3 protein-coding genes are annotated in these 21,233 nt (G+C 32.8%); all 3 read right to left on the bottom strand.

All coding sequences use genetic code 11. The features are described 5' to 3' along the window. Positions 1-56: 56 nt before the first annotated feature. Genes C8C83_RS18590 through C8C83_RS18580 form a run of 3 tightly spaced genes read right to left on the bottom strand, consistent with a single transcriptional unit; the run spans position 57 to position 21,231 of the window. Positions 57-3,683, bottom strand: coding sequence for a beta-ketoacyl synthase N-terminal-like domain-containing protein (locus tag C8C83_RS18590; RefSeq protein WP_121329874.1), 3,627 nt, complete (start codon positions 3,681-3,683; stop codon positions 57-59). A gap of 38 nt (positions 3,684-3,721) precedes the next feature. Continuing rightward, positions 3,722-10,039: a non-ribosomal peptide synthetase gene (locus C8C83_RS18585; RefSeq protein WP_132011842.1), complete on the bottom strand. Its 6,318-nt coding sequence runs from the start codon at positions 10,037-10,039 to the stop codon at positions 3,722-3,724. Positions 10,040-10,095: 56 nt separating this feature from the next. Next, entirely contained in the window at positions 10,096-21,231 is an 11,136-nt protein-coding gene (locus C8C83_RS18580) for a non-ribosomal peptide synthetase (protein ID WP_165877247.1), read from the bottom strand. Positions 21,232-21,233: the final 2 nt, after the last annotated feature.

Raw genomic sequence — 21,233 nt, 5'->3', positions numbered from 1 at the left:
AAATTTTATTTTTTATTATTAATGCTATTGAAATGTTTATTTTTTCTACAGAAATTTTATAAAGTTTTGACTTCTGATATCTGATTTTTGTTTTCATTTTTAAAGTGCCCATTTAGATAGAATTTAACAATATTGCCTAAGTAATGAAAACGGTTATAACTATTTACAAAAGAGATATTTAATTTCTTGATAATTTTCATCGTAGCTTCATTTTGAAAACTAAAATTATGCTTCTCTTCCGCTTCGCTTTGTCCTACCTTATATAAATTTAAGCCCACGTTCATAGAATTTTTCTTCATTTGCTCTAGCTTTTGAAGTAATTCATGGTGCTCAATTTTCTTCAGATCGAAATCATTCTTTAGAAAAGATGAAACAATCTCGCCAAAAGAAAAACCTTTCTCTATATTAAGATGATATGTTTTAAGAGAATTGATGTCAGTCAATGCAATCTCTACAATTAAACCTGCTAAATGATCTACAGGAGTAAAAATAATTCCTGCATACCAGTTCATAATTTCATCTGAATAATAGCCCACTTCATGAAAATATTTTAACTTAAGGCTCATTAAATTTTTACTTAAATCAGAAGGGATAAATCCATCCTCATATCTTCCTCCAACGTTTGGGATACGGAACACCTTTGCATTATTTTTAAAATGATCTTTAAGATACTCTTCTGCCAATAGTTTTGAAGAAGCGTGAATTAAGTTACCTGCCTCCTGACCGACATTTAAATCAGTTTCATAAAAATTTTTAATTTCTTTTGGCATTGTTTGACCTACTATTCCTATCGTTGAGATCAAATTGAAGTTCTGAACACCATTTGAGTTTGCCCAATCGATACAATTTTTGGTTCCTATGTAATTGATATGCTCTTTTGGTTTGTATTGACTAACAAAAGATGGTGAACCTGCCACGTGAAAAACAGTATCAACATTTGCGAGTACATCATTTTGTTCAGAACCAAAATTGATTAGAGACAGATCCCCTTTCACAATTTGAATTCTTGAACTATGTTGAATCTTAAAGTTCTGATTAAATATTGTCCAAAATTTATCATGCTCTGAATTATAATCGTCTCCTCTCACTAAACATACAATTTGAGCGTCTGTATTTTTAAGTAAATACTCTACCAAAAATGAGCCGACTAAACCTGTAGCACCTGTGACTACTATTTTTTTCGCTATGATTTTGTTGTATTGTTCACTTTCAATATTTTGAATCAGCAGTTCGTAATCATTCTTTCTGATTTCATCATCAGTTACATTAACAACCTCTTTCTTTTCAGTTTCAATCAAATCCTTAGTCTTTAATTGATTAAAAATAAATTGAGACAATTCTGTGATAGTGGTGTGGTTGTACATTTCTTCATAAGAAATAGTACTTCCATTAATTTTACTTTCCACTTCACTCATCATATCTAATGCTGTAAGAGAGGTTCCTCCTAAATCAAAAAAATTATCGTCAACTTCTATTTCTGTGATCTCTAAGATTTCACACCAGACTTCTTTGACAATCTCCGTAATTTGCAATAGTTCATATTTTGTTACATCCGGAATTATAGTGGAAATAGCTTTTTCCTGAACAATTTGTTTTGTCTCCGGCCAAAATCTCTTTAAATCAAAATAAGGAAGCTCTGAATCATGAAACATCGGATTAATTTTGCTTTTCAGAGCGTTAGCTCCAGCTATTATTATTTCGCTGTACAATTTAAAACGCTGTAAATCTGTTAGTGTTCCATTTATATTTACTAAATCTAACTTCAAATCATTGAATCGGCCAGGATTTTTATTTGAAAAATCCACAAGTATTACTTTATCTGAAGCATTGTTTATTTCTAAATACTTTTTGAATGCTTCTTCATCAAAAAAGATGTCATTAGCAACACATAGTTCAGGATTATTAATAAGTTGGAGAGGAGTTATTACTTTATTTACTAACTGTTCGATAATACCTTCTCCTTTTTTGGTAATGAATTTTACCTTTTTATTCAGATTAGCAATCAGATACTTATATAAAACAAATTGAAAAAGTACATTAAGAACTTTCTTATTATCTATCGAATCTACGGAATGAGGTATGTTTTTATCCCATTGTAGGCTAATCAATTCATTTTCCTCGAGTATCGAAGTAATTATATCCTTGTTATATTCCAATATATCCAAATCAAGAATATAAAAAACTGCATTTTTAGGAATACTCTTTTCAGCTGCTTTTAAATCGTTCCTGAGCATATCCAATGAGGAGAAAACATATCCCTGATTCTCATTTTTTAACTGAAACAAACGATTTGTTTTATGGCAAAATTGACTTAATTGTTCTAAGTTTAAATTTTCAACCTTTTTTAAAATTTGTTTTTTTAAATTATCGAATCTTTCTTTAGTGTCCTCACTGATTTGCAGGTAGAAAAATTCTTTAGTATTAAGCTGTTTTATTTCTTCTTTTTGGGAAACAACCAGGTGTACATTCGTCCCTGTCAATCCAAAGCTGCTAACACCACCTATTCGTTCTCCGTTTGTGCTTTCCCAAATAGCATTACTATCCTGAATTTTTACGGGACTATTTTCGGTATTCAGATGCTTATTTAATCTTTTGAAGTTTGCCTGTATGGGTAAAACCTTGTTATTTAACGCGGCTATTAAACGAATTAAGCCCGCTAAACCGCTTAAATAATCCAAATGCCCTATTTGTCCTTTAAATGAGCTTATGGAGCAAAGTGCGTTGGATTGATTATCTTCTAAAAAAGCAGCTTTGAGTCCCTCAAATTCTATAGGATCCCCAAGAATTGTTCCCGTTCCATGCGCTTCAATAAATTTAATTTGATTGGAAGAAACCTCAGCATTCCCCCATGCTTTTACAATCACATCTTTCTGTGCATCTGAACTTGGGGCTGTTAAACTTGAAATTCTGGCTCCTCCATGATTTATCCCACTTCCTTTAATAATACCATAAATTGGATCTTTATCTCTTTCTGCGTCCTTTAGACGTTTCAGTACAATACAAACTGCTCCCTCCCCATTCATTAATCCATCTGCATCCTCATCAAAGGGTTTACAATGTTGTTTTTTGGAAACTACAGTTGATTCATCAGCAGCTGCTTTAGTGATTGCGCTAAATTTTACACCTCCAACTAAAGCCTTGTCACATTCCTTAAAATTTAAACTATGGATAGCATTGTTTACAGCAACCAAAGAAGAAGAACAAGTGGTGTCAATAGCTATAACCGGTCCTCGCAGATCCAGAAAGTTCGCCAATCGAGTTCCTTCAATTCCAAATAATGCATCAAATTCATTAAAAGATAATTCTGAAAAATTAGCATAAGCTGATTTAGATGCTGTGTAAAAAATTCCTGTATTGGAGCCTTTTAAATCTTCTTCTACATATCCGGCATCATAAAATGCTCTTACAGCATGCAATAAAAATAATCGGTGCTCTGGAAATATTTTTGTGGCTTCTCGTTCAGTGGTTCCAAAATATTTATTATCAAACTGATCTATATTAGGCAGATACCCTCCTTGGGACATTTCTACATTCCCAAATCTATTGTAAATATCTTCTAAACGATCAGATGACAAATGATCTATATATGTTTTACTATCTGTAAGAGACGCTGTTAAGTTTTTCCAGGTTTTAATCCCGGGAAATTCAAAAGACACTCCAATTATTGCTACTGATTCTTGCATAATTTTTTGAATTATAATTTAATACTAGGCGATAAAATCTAAAAACTCATTGTTTTTATAACTTCCTCTTCCTGATCTGTTTTTAGGTTTTTTTGGAGTATGAATGCTTGTTTTTTAATAGTCACATTATTAAATAATTCAACTATATTAATTAAAGTTTGAAATTCTCTTTGCAAATGATTTTGAAGTTTAACGACCATAATAGAGTTACCACCTATTTCAAAAAAACTATCATTAATTCCTATTTTGTTAACCTGCAGTAAGTTTTTCCATATATCAACCAATTTACTCTCAACATCATTGCCGGGAGCCTCATAACTATCGGCAAACAAATTATCCATATCCGGCAATTTCAATGCGTCCTTATCCAACTTCCCATTAATGGTTAATGGTAAAGTTTCCGTACTAAGTATCAAACTTGGCAACATATATTCCGGAAGATGAGCAGATAAATAATCCATTGTACTTTCCTTACTATATCCCTCTAATGGAACAATAAATGCTACAATTCGTTTATTTTCTTCATCCCCAATTGTTAGTGCAGCTGCATCTTTAACATAGCCTGAATTAAGGATTGCGAGTTCAATCTCTTCCAGTTCTATTCTGAATCCCCTTATTTTGACCTGTGAGTCACTTCTTCCTAAAAATTCGATGCTACCATCTGGTAACCAACGTCCCAAGTCACCGGTTCTATATAATTTGGCTTCAGCATTATAGGGGTTATCAATGAATTTTCTTGAAGTTAAATCTGCTTCATTTAAATAACCTAACGATACTCCTTCTCCGCCAATACAAATTTCTCCGAGTAAACCAATAGGCGTCAAATTGTTCGATTTTGGAGAAAAAATATAAATCTGACGATTATTGATTGGTTTCCCTATAGAAATAAAAGTATCTAAGTCTTTTATTTCATGGTAGGTAGCGCAAACCGTAGTTTCAGTAGGACCATACGTATTGTATATTTTAATTTTGTCCCATATCCTGTCAATATATTTTGGTTTTAAAACATCACCACCACTAATCAAAGCCCTGAATTTAAAATTATGATTATTATATACTTCATTAATATACTGAACTATAAAAGGGTTTACACTTAATACGGTGACGTTATGTTTTTCGCATAAATCCAATAAATGATTAATATCTTTCTTTGATTCATTCATTACCAATGAACCTCCGCTTATAAGTATTGGAAAAATCTCCTCAATTGAAGTATCAAATGATGTACTTGACTGCTGAACAATAGAATCATCAGCATTAATGTTGAAATAATTTTTAAATGTCAGTACATAATCAACTAATGATCGGTGTAAAATAGGCACTCCCTTAGGTTTTCCTGTTGAACCGGATGTGTAGATAATATAAGCAGTATCATTTAGATCAACATTCGACTCAAATTCGTCTTTATAGTTCTCTTTAGAATCTCTAAAATTTTGAAGGATTTGATCCTGAATAACTACTTTACAATTACTATCTGCATAAATCAACTCTTTTCTCGAAGCAGAATAATCAATATCTATTGGCAAATAAACACCTCCTGTTTTCAGAATTGCCAGAAAAGATACAATCATTGCCGAATCATTATTTAACTCAACGCCAACTATATCTCCGGTAGAGATTTCAAATTTATCTTTTAAGAAATTTGCAAATTGATTTATCTCTTTATCCAATTGCCCATAGGTAAAGGTAGTCTTGCTATCTGTAATAGCTTTATTTGATTGATGATTACGAACACTTTCACTGAACAATTCCAATATGGTGTGCTGCGGATTTTTTGTAGACGGTTGATTAAAAACAGTTAAAATTTCATGTTCTTCTTCACTGGAAATGAGAGCAGTTTTGCCTACTATATTTTCCGAAGCATCGATATAATTTAGTATAATTCTATCTATAAAATTATGGATTCTTTCTAAGGTTAGCTCATTCTTAAATTCTCTTTGCAAAGTATAATTAAATGCAAACCTCGCTCCTGAAGTATTTACATCTATGTCAAAATAGGTGTTGGTTGATTCGTGTGATTTAATATTCAAATAATTTTGAACCACCTTTTGCTCTTTTTTATCAACAGCGTTAGCTTCCAATTCCTCGTAAATGTGAAAATCAACGTAATTAAAAAGTACATTAATTAATTGTGATTGATTTCCTGCTTCCACATTAGCCAGTTTATTAATCTCTAGAAAAGTCAGATCTTCATAACTTTTTAAGCTAAGTAATTTGTCATCAATACCTCTAAAATATTCTTTCCAACTAATGTTTTCAATATCATTTAGTCTGTTTCTAACCGGAATCGTGTTCAAAAAGCAACCTAATAATTTATCCCCATCTTCAAGAGAGGGACGATTATTGCCAACTAAACCAATCATAAAATCGTTTTCTGCTGACAGCAATTTTATAGTGTAAACCAATGCGCCATAAACTAGCGTTTTTAACGTAATCTGATCTTCCTTACATTTTTTCTGCAATTTTTCTTTAATAGCTCTATCGTAACTTACTGAAAATTGCTGGTAAGTACCTTTAGTACTAAAAATGTTAAGATTTTGGACACTTTTAATTTCATTTCCCCAAAAATCGATATTTTTTTGACATTGCTTTTTAAACAACTCTTCAATAACAGCCTCTTTATTAGATGTTTTCAGATAAGTTATTTCATAGGTAAGGTTGTTTGATACTTGTTTATAAATCTGAAACAACTCCGTATAAAGAGAAGCAATACTCCATCCGTCTAAAATAGAATGGTGAAATTGAAATAACAGCACTTCATTGAATGGTGAAATAGTAAATAAATGAATTCGCCAAAGTGGCGCAATAGTAATATCAAAAGGTACTTTACGTTCTGAAACCATAAAATCATTAATAAATTCTTCCTGCTCTTTTGAACTTACAGTTTGAATATCTGATTGAGTGATTTTAAAATCAATTTCTTTTAGTACAATTTGAATTTCTTCACTATAATTTACCAAATCAAAACAAGTTCTCAAAATAGCATGTTTAGCTACTAATTTTGATAGGGCTTGCTCCAATAACTGCAAATCAACTTTTGGAATCTGGAATACAAACTGATCATGATAAATTCCACTCGCTGGATTAATTGACGACAACAAAACCATCCCTTTTTGAATATCATGCATCGGATAAATGTCTTCGATTAAATCACTATCCTCCCTTACATTTAATACCTCGTATTTTAATTTCTCAACTTTCTCAATGATTTGCGAGCTTAAAAGATCATCCTGATTCGAAATTCCTTCCGTTTTAGCGATTAAGTTACTTAAAGCTGCTATCGTATTATTTTCATACAAATTTCCGATTGTAATTTTATTTTCAAACGCTTTATTAATCTTGCTAATCAGTCGTATAGACACAATAGAATCTCCTCCAATACGAAAAAAGTTATCATGAATACTTACTTTATCTAATTTTAAAACTTCTTCCCAAATAGCTGCCAATTCTGATTCCATTTCGTTTCTTGGAGCTTCATAGTTAGAAACACTTATCTCTTCTTTAAGCTCTAGTAAGACTTTTTTATTTAGTTTTCCGCTGCTTGTCAAAGGAAGATTCTCCATCTCTATAAGTAATCCCGGAAGCATATACTCCGGTAATCTGTTTTTTAAATACTCATACAGATCCTCTTGCTTGTAGCTTTCTCTTGGAATTAAATAAGCAACAAGATATTTTCTTGAAGACTGATCTTCTTTTACCAAAACAGCCACATTCTCAACATAACCTGATTCTAATATTCTTGTTTCTATCTCGCCTAATTCTATTCTGTTTCCACGAATTTTAACCTGATTGTCAATCCTGCCTATGTAAGCTATCTCGCCATTTGGTAACCATTTTGCCAAATCTCCGGTACGATAAATTCTCTCTCCTTCGTTAAACGGACTTGCAATAAATTTCTCTGCAGTAAGTTCTGGTCTGTTTAGATATCCTCTGGCAACCTGAACTCCTTCGATCAGCAATTCTCCCGGAACACCTACAGGTTGTAGAGACAGGTTTTTGTCTACTATATAAATTTTAGTGTTTGCTACCGGTTTACCAATTGTAACTCCTGATTCTTCTGTATTTACATCTGTTAAATCAATAGAAGTAACATCGATTGCAGCTTCAGTTGGACCATATAAATTATGAAGACGAACCCATGGCAGTTTTTGCTTAAATTCTTCAACCATAACTGCTGGTAAAGCTTCTCCACTACAAACCACATGTTTTAAACTTGCGCATTTTTCAGGATCTAATTCTTCAAGGAAAATCCCTAACATCGAAGGAACAAAGTGAAGAATACTTACTTGTGAATCTGCTATTAAATCCAAAAGATAAGCAGGATCTTTATGTCCATCAGGCTGTGCAAATACCAATTTACATCCTGTAACAGATGGCATTAAAAGTTCCCAAACAGAAACATCAAAAGTATATGGTGTCTTTTGCAAAATGACATCGGCTGAACTGATTTTAAGATCATCACGCATCCAAAGCAATCTATTGTAAAGTCCGTTGTGGTCGTTCAAAACTCCTTTTGGATTACCCGTTGAACCTGACGTATAAATGGCATAAGCCAAATTGTTTCCTAAAACTTTTGCGCCGATAACTTCTCTGCTATAATTGTCTTTCTCGATTTCGAAAGCTTTAATAAAAGCCTCATCAATACAAACTTTATAACCACTGTCTGATTTGATATATTCCAATCGTTCTTCAGGATAATTTGTATCTACCGGAACATAAGCTCCGCCTGATTTTAAAATACCCAATATTGCAACAAGCATATTTGAGCTGCGTTCCAATTTTATTCCAACCAAATCATTATGTTTAACGCCGAAACGATCTACTAAATAATTTGCCAATTGACCGGTACGAATATCAAGATCTTTGTAACTCAATGTTGTATCCTGATAACTCACAGCAACCTCAGCAGAATGATTTTGAACACTTGAAGCGAATAAATCTAAAATTGTTTTATCTGATTCATAACTAATCTCTGTCGCATTAAAACCTTTCAACAATGCCAATTCTGTTTCTGATACAAAAGCTGTATTGCTTAATTTTGTGTCCGGAGCATCCAGATAAATCGCTAAAATCTGAGTAATATAATCGTGAATTTGAACTAATGAATATCCTTGTTCTAATTCTCTGGTCAGTTTAAAATGAAATTCTAAAGAACCTTCAAAAGTGTCAATGATATTAGCATCCAAAAAAGTATTCGTTACCTCAAAAGACCTTAGTTTTATATTCTTTTGCTTCATCAAGTACTTCGTTTTCGAAGTCGCCACATTAAGATCCTTATAGACATTATAAAAATCTATATGATTAAATAATATATCAAAAAAAGGATTTTCGGCACCAATTCTTTCTCCAGCGATTTTTGAAATTTCAAACAAAGTTGATCTGTCTTTTGTCTTAAGAATTCTCATTTCTTCCTCGATACTTTTGAAATATTCTAACCATGTTGAATTCTCATATTCGCCTAAGGAAAGTTTCATTGGCAAAGAGTTTAAAAAGCATCCTAAAACCTTATCACCATCTTCTATTATTGGTCGCGTATTAGAAACAATTCCTACTACAAAATCTTCTTCAAGCGAAAGTGTTTTCAGAACATAAACAAAAGCTCCGTAAACTATATTTTTATAAGATAGTTCATCTTCTGCTGCTTTCTTTTTTAGTTTTTTTGTCACTTCCTGATCAAGGAATTTTCTAAATTCCTGAAAAATAACTTTAGAAGTAAAAATACGAGGCTTGTTATAATAGCTTAATTTATCTTTCCAAAATTGGATTGTATCCGGATTATTTTTTTCGGCAATTTCCTCAACAACAGCATCTTTTACCGAAGCTTTAAGAGGCTCAGGTTTATAATCTTTGTTGTTTTCTAATTCCGAATAAACATTAAAAAGTTGTGTATTAAATGTTGCCATACTCCATCCGTCCAATACAGCGTGGTGAAACTGAATCAAATAAACACTATTGTTTTCATCCAAATTAAACATGGCAATTCGCCACAAAGGAGCAATTTTAAAATCATAAGGTCTGTAACGTTCCTCCTGCATGTATTTTTTAATATACTCTTCCTGTTTGTCCTCACTAAGTTCTGTTAAGTCAACGAAATTAAATACTGGATCTACTTTATCATAAACGATTTGTAACTGTTCTGTGTAGTTTTCTAAATCAAAGCCTGTTCTCAGAATAGGATGTACTTCCATCATTAATCTTATCGCTTGTTCAAAACGCTCGACATTTGTGATTCTTGGAACATAGTACACAAACTGATCGTGATAAATAACATCCCCAGTATTTTTTAATGTGGTGAATACCATACCTTTCTGTACATCGTTCATAGGATAAACATCCACTATATTTTCTGTTTTCATTGCTTACTTTTTAATGTTTTTAAACTTATATTTTTTTAGAATCCCTATTTTTAAAACTATTTATTTCCCAGAACTTCGTCCATGTAGCTATTGAATGTCACCCTTATATCGTCTCTGACTTTTTTTGTTTCCTCAAAAGAAATGGTGTTGTTCTTAATCTGATCAGCCAATTCTGCAATCGTATTGAATTCATATAATTGAGCAATTGTGATGGTTACATTAAACTTTTTATTGATTTTACTAATCAATCGAATAGACATAATGGAATCTCCTCCAATGCGGAAAAAATTATCGCGAATTCCCACTTTATCAAGCCTTAGAACTTCTCCCCATATAAGAGTCAATTCTGTTTCTGTTTCATCTCTTGGCGCTTCATATGATTCTGAAAGTAAATTCGTTTCGCTTGGTTCCGGTAATAATTTTCTGTTCAGTTTACCGCTTGACGTTAAAGGGAAACTCTCCATTTTTATCAACAATCCGGGAATCATATATTCCGGTAATCGGTTTTTTAAGTAACCAAACAGATCGTCTTGATTGTATCTTTCTCTTGGAATTAAATAAGCAACAAGATATTTCCTTCCAGACTCGTCTTCTTTTACCAAAACAGCTACATTCTCAACATAACCTGATTCTAATATTCTGGTTTCTATCTCGCCTAATTCTATTCTGTTTCCACGGATTTTTACCTGATTGTCAATCCTGCCTAAATAAGCTATTTCGCCATTTGGTAACCATTTTGCCAAATCTCCGGTACGATAAATTCTTTGTCCTTCGTTAAACGGACTTGCGATAAATTTCTCTGCAGTAAGTTCTGGTCTGTTTAGATATCCTCTGGCAACTTGTACTCCTTCTATCAACAATTCTCCGGGAACACCAACTGGCTGTAAAGACAGGTTTTTATCAACTATATAAATTTTAGTGTTTGCTACAGGTTTACCAATAGTCACTCCTGATTCTTCTGTATTTACATCTGTTAAATCAATAGACGTAACGTCGATCGCAGCTTCAGTTGGTCCATATAAATTATGAAGGCGAACCCATGGCAGTTTTTGCTTAAACTCTTCAACCATAACTGCTGGTAAAGCTTCTCCGCTACAAACAACATGTTTTAAACTTGTGCATTTTTCAGGATCTAATTCTTCAAGGAAAATCCCTAACATCGAAGGAACAAAGTGCAGAATACTTACTTGTGAATCCTGTATTAAATCCAAAAGATAAGCAGGATCTTTATGTCCGTCTGGTTGTGCAAATACTAATTTACATCCTGTAACAGACGGCATTAAAAGTTCCCAAACGGAAACGTCAAAAGTATAAGGTGTCTTTTGCAAAATGACATCGGCTGAACTGATTTTAAGATCATCACGCATCCAAAGTAATCTGTTGTAAAGTCCGTTATGATCGTTCAAAACTCCTTTTGGATTTCCAGTTGAACCTGACGTATAAATGGCATAAGCCAAATTGCTTCCTAAAACTTTTGCACCGATAACTTCTCTGCTATAATTGTCTTTCTCGATTTCGAAAGCTTTTATAAAAGCCTCATCAATACAAACTTTATAACCACTATCTGATTTGATATATTCTAATCGTTCTTCAGGATAATTGGTATCTACCGGAACATAAGCTCCGCCTGATTTTAAAATACCCAATATTGCAACAAGCATATTTGAGCTGCGTTCCAATTTTATTCCAACCAAATCATTATGTTTAACTCCATAACGATCTACTAAATAATTTGCCAATTGACCCGTACGAATATCAAGATCTTTGTAACTCAATGTTGCATCCTGATAACTCACAGCAACCTCAGCGGAATAATTTTGAACACTTGAAGCGAATAAATCTAAAATCGTTTTATCTGATTCATAACGAATATCAGTCGCATTAAAACCTTTCAACAAAGCCAATTCTGTTTCTGATACAAAAGTTGTGTTGCTTAATTTTGTATCCGGAGCATCCAGATAAATAGCTAAAATCTGAGTGATATAATCGTGAATTTGAACTACTGAAACATCAGATTTTAAACTTCTTTTTAGCTTATATCCTAAAGTTAATCCGTTTCCTGAAAGGTTAACATTTAAATCAAAAGCTGTATTAGTAGTCTCAAAAGATTCAATATTTAAATCCTGCTGCTGAGCCTGACTATATGTTTCATCTTTTTCAAGTTGCAATTCATTGTAAATATGGAAATCAACATAATTGTATAAAACATCAAAAAATGGAGCTCCTTCGATTGTTTTCTCGTTGGTTATTTTTGAAATCTCATATAACGTTAATCGTTCTTTACTTTTTAAGCTGTTTAGTTGCTTTTCTGTGTTTTTAAAATAAGTACTCCACGTTAAATCATTGTGTTCCTGCAATCTGTTTCGAACAGGTATTGTATTTAAAAAACAACCCAGAATTTTATCTCCATCTTCGACTACGGGACGGTTATTGGTAACCATTCCTATCACAAAATCTTCTTCGAAATTTATAATCTTCAAAGCATAAACAAAAGCAGCGTACAATACTGTTTTTACCGAAATTCCATCTATTCTGCATTTCTCCTGCAGTTTATGTTTGAAATCGAAATTGTAAACTTTAGTGAGATTTATATTTTCTGCCTGATTTTTAAAGATGTCTAAACGTTTGTAATCTTCTAATTCTTCTTTCCAGAAGTTAATCATATCAGCGTTATTCTTCTCGTAAAGCTCTTCTATAACCGAATCTCTGTAATTTGATTTTAGTTTTTCAAGTTTTATTTCTGAAGTAGTTTCCAATTCACGATACATTCTAAACAATTCTGTGTTTAAAGACGCAACGCTCCAACCATCAAGTATGGCATGGTGAAACTGAAATAAAAAGATTGTTGAAGTCGAATTGATTTCAAATAAACTGATTCTCCAAAGCAAACCTGATTCCATATTAAATGGATTCTGGCGCTCAGAAATCATGATTTCATTTATCAAAGCATCTTGTTTATCAGCATCCAAATTCTGAATATTCTGATAATCGATGCTAAAATCTACTTCTTTTTCTACGATTTGTATTTCTTCATCATAACTAGTAAGATCAAATCTGGTTCTCAAAGACTGGTGTTTCTCTATTAATTTTGAAAATGTCTTCTTAAATAAAATTAAATCAACCGTTGGTATTTGAAATACAAATTGATCGTGATAAACTCCTGCTTCAGGATTTAAAGTAGAAAGAATAACCATTCCTTTTTGAATATCACTCATTGGATAAATATCTTCAATGTTTTCAGGGTTTGGAATTCCTTCCAATACTCTTTCCTTCAAAACATTGATTTTATCTTCTATTTCGTCCTTAATTTTTCTCTTAATTTCAGAACTATTGATGTTGTTTTTAATCTGGTCACCCAATTCTGCAATCGTATTGAATTCATACAATTGCGCAATTGTGATGCTTACATTAAACTTTTTATTGATTTTACTAATCAATCGAATAGACATAATGGAATCTCCTCCAATACGGAAAAAATTATCCTGAATTCCAACTTTATCAAGTCCCAGAACTTCTCCCCATATCGCTGCCAATTCTGTTTCTGTTTCATCTCTTGGTGCTTCATATGATTCTGAAAATAAATTTACATCATTTGGTTCCGGTAGCAATTTTCTATTTAGTTTACCACTTGAAGTCAAAGGGAAACTATCCATTTCTATCAAAAGTCCGGGAATCATATATTCCGGTAATCTATTTTTTAAATAACCAAAAAGATCGTCTTGATTGTATCTTTCTCTTGGAATTAAGTAAGCAACAAGATATTTCCTTGTGGACTGATCTTCTTTTACCAAAACAGCCACATTCTCAACATAACCTGATTCTGATATTCTGGTTTCTATCTCGCCTAATTCAATTCTGTTTCCACGGATTTTTACCTGATTGTCGATTCTGCCTAAATAAGCTATTTCGCCATTTGGCAGCCATTTTGCCAAATCTCCGGTACGATAAATTCTTTCTCCTTCGTTAAACGGACTTGCAATAAATTTCTCTTCAGTAAGTTCAGGTCTGTTCAAATATCCTCTGGCAACTTGTACTCCTTCGATCAGCAATTCTCCGGGAACACCAACTGGCTGTAAAGACAGGTTTTTGTCTACTATATAAATTTTAGTGTTGGCTACAGGTTTACCAATTGTAACTCCTGATTCTTCTGTATTTACATCTGTTAAATCAATAGAAGTAACGTCGATCGCAGCTTCAGTTGGACCGTATAAGTTATGAAGACGAACCCATGGTAATTTCTGCTTAAACTCTTCAACCATAACGGCTGGTAAAGCTTCTCCGCTACAAACAACATGTTTTAAACTTGTGCATTTTTCAGGATTTAATTCTTCAAGGAAAATCCCTAACATCGAAGGAACAAAGTGCAGAATACTTACTTGTGAATCCTGTATTAAATCCAAAAGATAAGCAGGATCTTTATGTCCGTCTGGTTGTGCAAATACCAATTTACATCCTGTAACAAATGGCATTAAAAGTTCCCAAACAGAAACGTCAAAAGTATATGGTGTCTTTTGCAAAATGACATCGGCAGAATTGATTTTAAGATCATCGCGCATCCAAAGCAATCTGTTGTAAAGTCCGTTGTGATCGTTCAAAACTCCTTTTGGATTACCCGTTGAACCTGAAGTGTAAATGGCATAAGCCAAATTGTTTCCTAAAACTTTTGCGCCGATAACTTCTCTGCTATAATTGTCTTTCTCAATTTCGAAAGCTTTTATAAAAGCCTCATCAATACAAACTTTATAACCACTGTCTGATTTGATGTATTCTAATCGTTCTTCAGGATAATTTGTATCTACCGGAACATAAGCTCCGCCAGATTTTAAAATACCCAATATTGCAACAAGCATATTTGAGCTGCGCTCGAGTTTTATTCCAACCAAATCGTTATGTTTTACGCCGAAACGATCAACTAAATAATTTGCCAATTGCCCCGTACGAATATCAAGATCTTTGTAACTCAATGTTGCATCCTGATAACTCACTGCAACCTCAGCAGAATGATTTTGAACACTTGAAGAAAATAAATCTAAAATCGTTTTATCTGATTCATAACTAATTTCCGTCGCATTAAAATCTTTCAGCAAAGCCAATTCTACTTCTGATAAGAAATCAATTTCTTCCAGTGCTTTTTCTTTATATAGTATAAATTGTTCTGCTACAGTATAAAAATGCGCTGCCAGTTTTTCGACTAATGCTTCATCATATATAGTATTGTTGAATTTAAAACAGATCTGCAAAGACTTTTCAGAAGGCGAAACCAAAATATTAAAATCATAATTGGTTTGTTCAAAAACATCTACAGCTTCTATGGCAAATTCCTGAGCATTGTTTACTTCATTTGGATTAATCTCTTCGCTTTCTAAGGCATCTTTAACTAAATAATTTTCGAAAACCATAATATGATTAATCAAATCGGCTCCTAAATCACTTTGAGACTGAACTTTTGCCAAATTCACATAATGATGTTTATTACCTGCTATAGCATCTTCTTTGAGATCTTTAAAAAGATCCAGAGGAGTTTGAGTTCCTTTATATTTAACTCTTACGGGAATTGTATTGATAAATAATCCCACGATATCCTCAACTCCTGCTAATTCTGCAGGTCTTCCTGACACAACTCCACCAAAAATCACATCATCGGTATTGTTGTATTTTGATAAGACAAATCCCCAAACAGCCTGAATAAAGGTATTTTGTGTAATTCCTATTTCATTACACATCGCTTGCAGCTTACTCATTATTCCTCCTTCAATTTTAACGATATTGACGGTTTCTCTGTATTCTTTTACAGTAGTATTGTTTTTAATAAAGGGAACCGAAACAACATTATTATAGTTTTCCAACTGCTGTTTCCAATACGCAAGAGAAGTGTTAACATTGATTTTATTCAACCAATTAATATAGTTCGAATACGGAATTGGTTTTGAAAAATTAACTTCTTCATTTTTATTAAGTGCCTGCAAAATCAGGTTAAAATCCTGAATCAGAATACTCATACACCAACCGTCCATCAAAATATGATGATGGCTCCACACAAATTCAAAATACTCATTTCCTAAATCAAGTATTTTTAAACGCATAAGAGAATGATTTGAAAGATCAAAACCTTCCTTTATGTCCGCTTGTTTAAACTCGGTAACATAGTCAGATATGTTTTCTTCCTGAATAAAATCAGGACGTTTTCTATAGACGAAATTAGCATTGACCTTTTTTCGCACAATTTGCAACGGAACATCGGCTAAGTCGTTGGTAAAACTGGTTCTCAATATAGCATGCCTGTCTACTAAGAGTTGGTACGCTTGAGAAATTGCCTTTATATCAGCATTTTTAAGATGGACTCTATACGATATTTGTTCAAAATATAAGGAGCTTGACTGACTCGTTAACCAGTGAAAATATATTCCTTGCTGTAAAGGAGAAAGTTCATAAATATCTTCAACAGTATTATCTGAATTTAAAACCTTTAAGTCATTTACGGCTAATTTTTTATATGATAAATCCGAAGGCGTTTTGTGTGTACTTTCTTCTTTGGCTAATTCCTGAACGAGCTCAGTAAGGCAAGTCTTGAAAACCTGAGAAAATGCAGCTATTGTTTCTTCTGAATAAACGGCATCTGAATACCCCACAGAAATCGTTAATATTTCTGAAGTTATAGATCCCGAAACATCTAATAATACTTCTTCTGTATTTTTTGCGGATATATTTTCTCCTATTGCTTCAGAAGTATATTGAAATATTGATTCTTCTTTTTGGTTTGTTTCAAGACCAAATTCTCCTAAATAATTAAATAATATCGTTGGAGAAAATGACAAATTGCTGCCGGCTTCGTTTAGGTATTTAAGCATTCCAAAACCAATACCTTTATTCGGTATCTTTCTTAAATTTTCTTTTACCTGAATTAAAGCTTCGGCATTACCATTTGTATTTGCAATGTCTAATACCATCGGATAAATAGACGTAAACCATCCAACGGTTCTGCTTATATCAATATCATCGATAATATCTTCTCTACCGTGGCCTTCCATTTTTATCATGCTTTTTTCAATTCCAAAAGCTTTTTTTATTGACATGGCAAGTCCGGTAAGCAGCACATCATTTATTTCAGTATTGTACTTATCGTTAATCTTTGTTTTCAATAAATCGGTAACTTCTCTGTCAAGTGTGAAGTATTCCCTTTTATCTAATTGCTTTTTTTCTGCAAGGCTGTAATCTGTTTTTAACGCTGGGATTTCGGTTGTACAAATCTCTTCCCAATACGGTAATTCAGAAGTTATTTTTTCTTTTAGAGCGCATTCTTTTTGTAAAGTTGCCCATTTCTGGAAAGAATCGGATTTAAGGGGCAATTTTAAAGTAATGCCCGCTTTTACCTGATTGTAAACTGTAAATAAATCTTCTAAAAGAATTCGCCAGGAAACTCCATCGACCACCAAGTGATGTATAATTAAAGCTAAATAATCTCCGCTTGCCGTTTTAAAGTGTGCTACCTTAAATAATGGACCTTCAGAAAGATTAAATTGAGACTGTAATTCGTTCCCCAGCAAATTCATCCTCTCAAAAGGATTTTTATCATTAGTTAAATCATACGATTTAAAATCATAACTTTTTGATGACATTGCGGCATTATGTTGTTTCCAGTCCTGCCCTTCTTTTTTGTATGTCATACGCAAAACATCGTGGTGTTTTACGAGAGTCGATAAACATTGCTCTATATGCGTTGTATCAATTAATTCACTGCTTTTTAAAACCACTGATTGGTTGTAATGATGGTGTTCTAAAATCCCGTCATATTTAAAAAAGTAGTTCTGTACCGGCGTTAAAACAACTTCTCCTGATACGTCTGATTGATCGCTAATTTTATTAAGCTCCGTCATAAAAGAAACTAAGTCTTCTAAAACAGGAGATTCCAAAAGATCTGAAAGTTTTAAAGTATAACCTTCTTTTTTTAGCCTTGATACAACGAGAATTGATTTAATAGAATCTCCTCCAAGGTGGTAGAAATTAGATTTTACTCCAATACTTTCTCTTTTTAAAACGCCTTCCCATATTTTAACCAATATTTTTTCTTCTTTTGTTCGCGGCGCCACATATTCAATAGCATCAGAAACTCCTGCTCCTTCAAAATCTGGTAAATTTCTTTTGTCTAACTTACCATTAGGCGTCAAGGGCAATTTATCAAGCTGAATAAAATAAGCAGGAATCATATATTCCGGTATTCTTTCTGATAAATAATTTCTCAGACTGCTCACTTCTTCCTTAACATCCGAAATGATATATGCAACCAATTCTTTTGTTTCATCAGCAGTTTCATTTACCAAAACTACTGCCTGATTAATGTTCGCTTTTGTCTCTAATTGATATTCAATTTCTCCAAGCTCGATTCTGTGTCCATTAATTTTTACCTGATCGTCGCTTCGGCCTATATATTCCATCACGCCATCTGTTGACCACTTGCCCAAATCTCCCGTTTTGTACATTTTCCCTTTAGCATTAAAAGGATTATCTACAAATTTTTGTTTGGTAAGTTCCGGCTGATTTAAATATCCTGAAGACAAACCAGCTCCTGCAATATAGATTTCTCCTACTGCACCAATTGGACAAAGCTGTTTGTATTCATTTAGAATATATATTTCTGTGTTGGCAATAGGTTTTCCAATGGTAATTTTTTTGTCTTCTCTGGTTATTTCTTTAACAATACAACCAACAGTTGCTTCTGTAGGTCCGTATTCATTATAAATTTTAATACTCTCCTTAATATCCCAAATCGCACTCAATTGTGATAACGTCAATTGCTCACCTCCACAGATAATCTGATCAATATTTGACTGGTCAACTCCCGAAGCTTTTATTAAAGTAAGATGGGTTGGCGTAAGTTTTAAAGTATCTATTTCAGGATGCGAAAAACTTTCCTGAAGCAGGTCGTTGATATCCTTTTTAGCATCTCCTATCCATAATTTTTTTCCTCTTGTTAAACTGGTAAAAATACTGGTAAAGGTCAAATCGAAAGAAAATGAAGTAATTAATCCCCAATTTCCAGATTCAGTTTTGTTAAAATAATAATCATTAGACCATTGTATGTAATTGAACAAATTGCTGTGATTAATTTTGCAGCCTTTTGGTTTTCCTGTAGAACCGGAGGTATAAATTACATAAGCAAGTTGCTCCGGTTTTATTCTGATAAGGTTCAGGTTACTTGCTTTTTTTGCAAATAGCGCTTCCATATCATCTAATACGATAATTTTTATTTCCTCCTTATTTTCTACTTTAATCTGCTGCGATTTTTCGCTTAGAATAACTTTGGCACCACAATCTTTTAATATATAATCAATGCGTTCCTGAGGATAAGTAGGATCAACAGGTACAAATGCGACACCAGATTTCAATACACCCAAAATAGCCACAATCATCCATTGACTTCTCTCTAATTGTATGGCTATTAAATCCTCTGATTGAATTGCCATATCGTGTATTAAGTAATATGCCAATTGATTTGACAATTCATCTAATTCACGATAAGAATAAGTCACTTCTTTATAGGTTAATGCCTTCGCGTCAGGATTTTTATAAGCTTGTTCGCCAAATAAATCAAGAATCGTTTTTTCCTTAGAATATTCAGTTACTGTATCATTAAATGCTGATAAAAGTGTATTGTGATCTTCCTGACTTAAATAGTCTATTGAACCAACTGCCTCTTTTGAATCGAGAAGTTGATCGCTAAGAATTCGGAAATGTTCAATCAGACTTTCAATCGTTTTAAGATCATAAACATCTGTATTATAATATATATTGAATAGTAAGCTGTCGCCGTTTTCAAAAAAACCAATTTCCAAATCAAATTTTACATTGCTCTTTCCTTTGCTTTTTATGTAATTGACTTGTTCATTGCCTAAATTGTTATCTTCTGCACGATCTGCCGCATTTTGACCTACTAATACGATATCAAATAGAATATTCCTGCTGTTATCTCTCTCTATTTGAAGATCTTCAACCAACAAATCAAAAGGATAATTTTGATGCGTAATCGCTTCTAAAGTATTGTTCTTGATTTTCTCATATACTTCTTTGAACGAATCATCCGGATTTATTTTATTTTTTAAAGCCAGTGTATTTACAAAAAAACCAATCTGATTTTCTAAAGCCGAATGATCGCGTCCCGCAACCGAAGATCCTACAATAATCTCTTCTTGTTGGGTATATCTGTACAACAATACATTCCAAATACTAAGCAAAGTGATGAACAAACTTCCTTCTTGTTCCTGACTAAATCTTTTTATTTTGGTTGTTAATTCTTTAGATAAATGCGCTTCAAGAATTTCTCCGTTATGACTTTTAACTCTTGGTCTTACCTTATTAGTTGGTAAATCAATTGTTGGTACAGCCTCTTTTAACTGTGCAAACCAATAGTCTTTATCTGATTGGTATTTATTATTTTTCAGCTGATCAATTTGCCAGGCTGTGTAATCTTTATATTGTATTTCAAGTTTAGAAATAGAAGGTGTTTCTTTACGAAGAAAGGCTTCATAAAAACTTATTATATCTTCTGCCAATACGCCCATCGACCAGCCATCACTGATGATATGGTGCATAACATAATAAAAACAATATTTCTCGTCCGAAATTTTAACCAAAGTCGCTCTAATTAAAGGGCCTTTGCTCAAGTCAAACAATTCGTAACTGTCCTTTTGAACAAATTCATTAAAAAGTTCCTGACTATTTTGCTCTTTGCTAAAATCAAGATTTAAAATTTTAAAGCCTAAATCCTCGCGCTGCAAAATCCATTGTCTTACTTCGCCGTTTTCTTCTTCTTTAAAAATTGTTCGTAAACTTTCATGTCGTTCGATGACAGCATTTACAGCTTTTTCAAATATTTCTAAATCTAACTCTCCTGATAAATCAATTATTTTAGGCATCATATATGCTAATGAAGCCTCAGCATATTGACTTGAAATCCAGAGCCTTTTTTGTGCAAATGAAATAGGATAATTTTCTTGTTCTTCAACAGGCTGAATTTCTTCAAAATTATCTTCTGAATTATATTTTTTAAGATATGAAACGATCTCTTTTTTATTTTCCTTTATCTTATTAATAAGGGATTCCGATATTTCGTCACCTTCAAAATTTATTACTAAATCTTCTTTGTCTAATGACATAGAAATTCCATAATTATTTAATTCTATAAATAACTGATCCATAA

The organism is Flavobacterium sp. 90 (assembly GCF_004339525.1).
Lineage (GTDB): Bacteria > Bacteroidota > Bacteroidia > Flavobacteriales > Flavobacteriaceae > Flavobacterium.
Note: the sequence above shows the minus strand (reverse complement) of the source record. Positions and strands in the feature narration are given on the sequence as shown.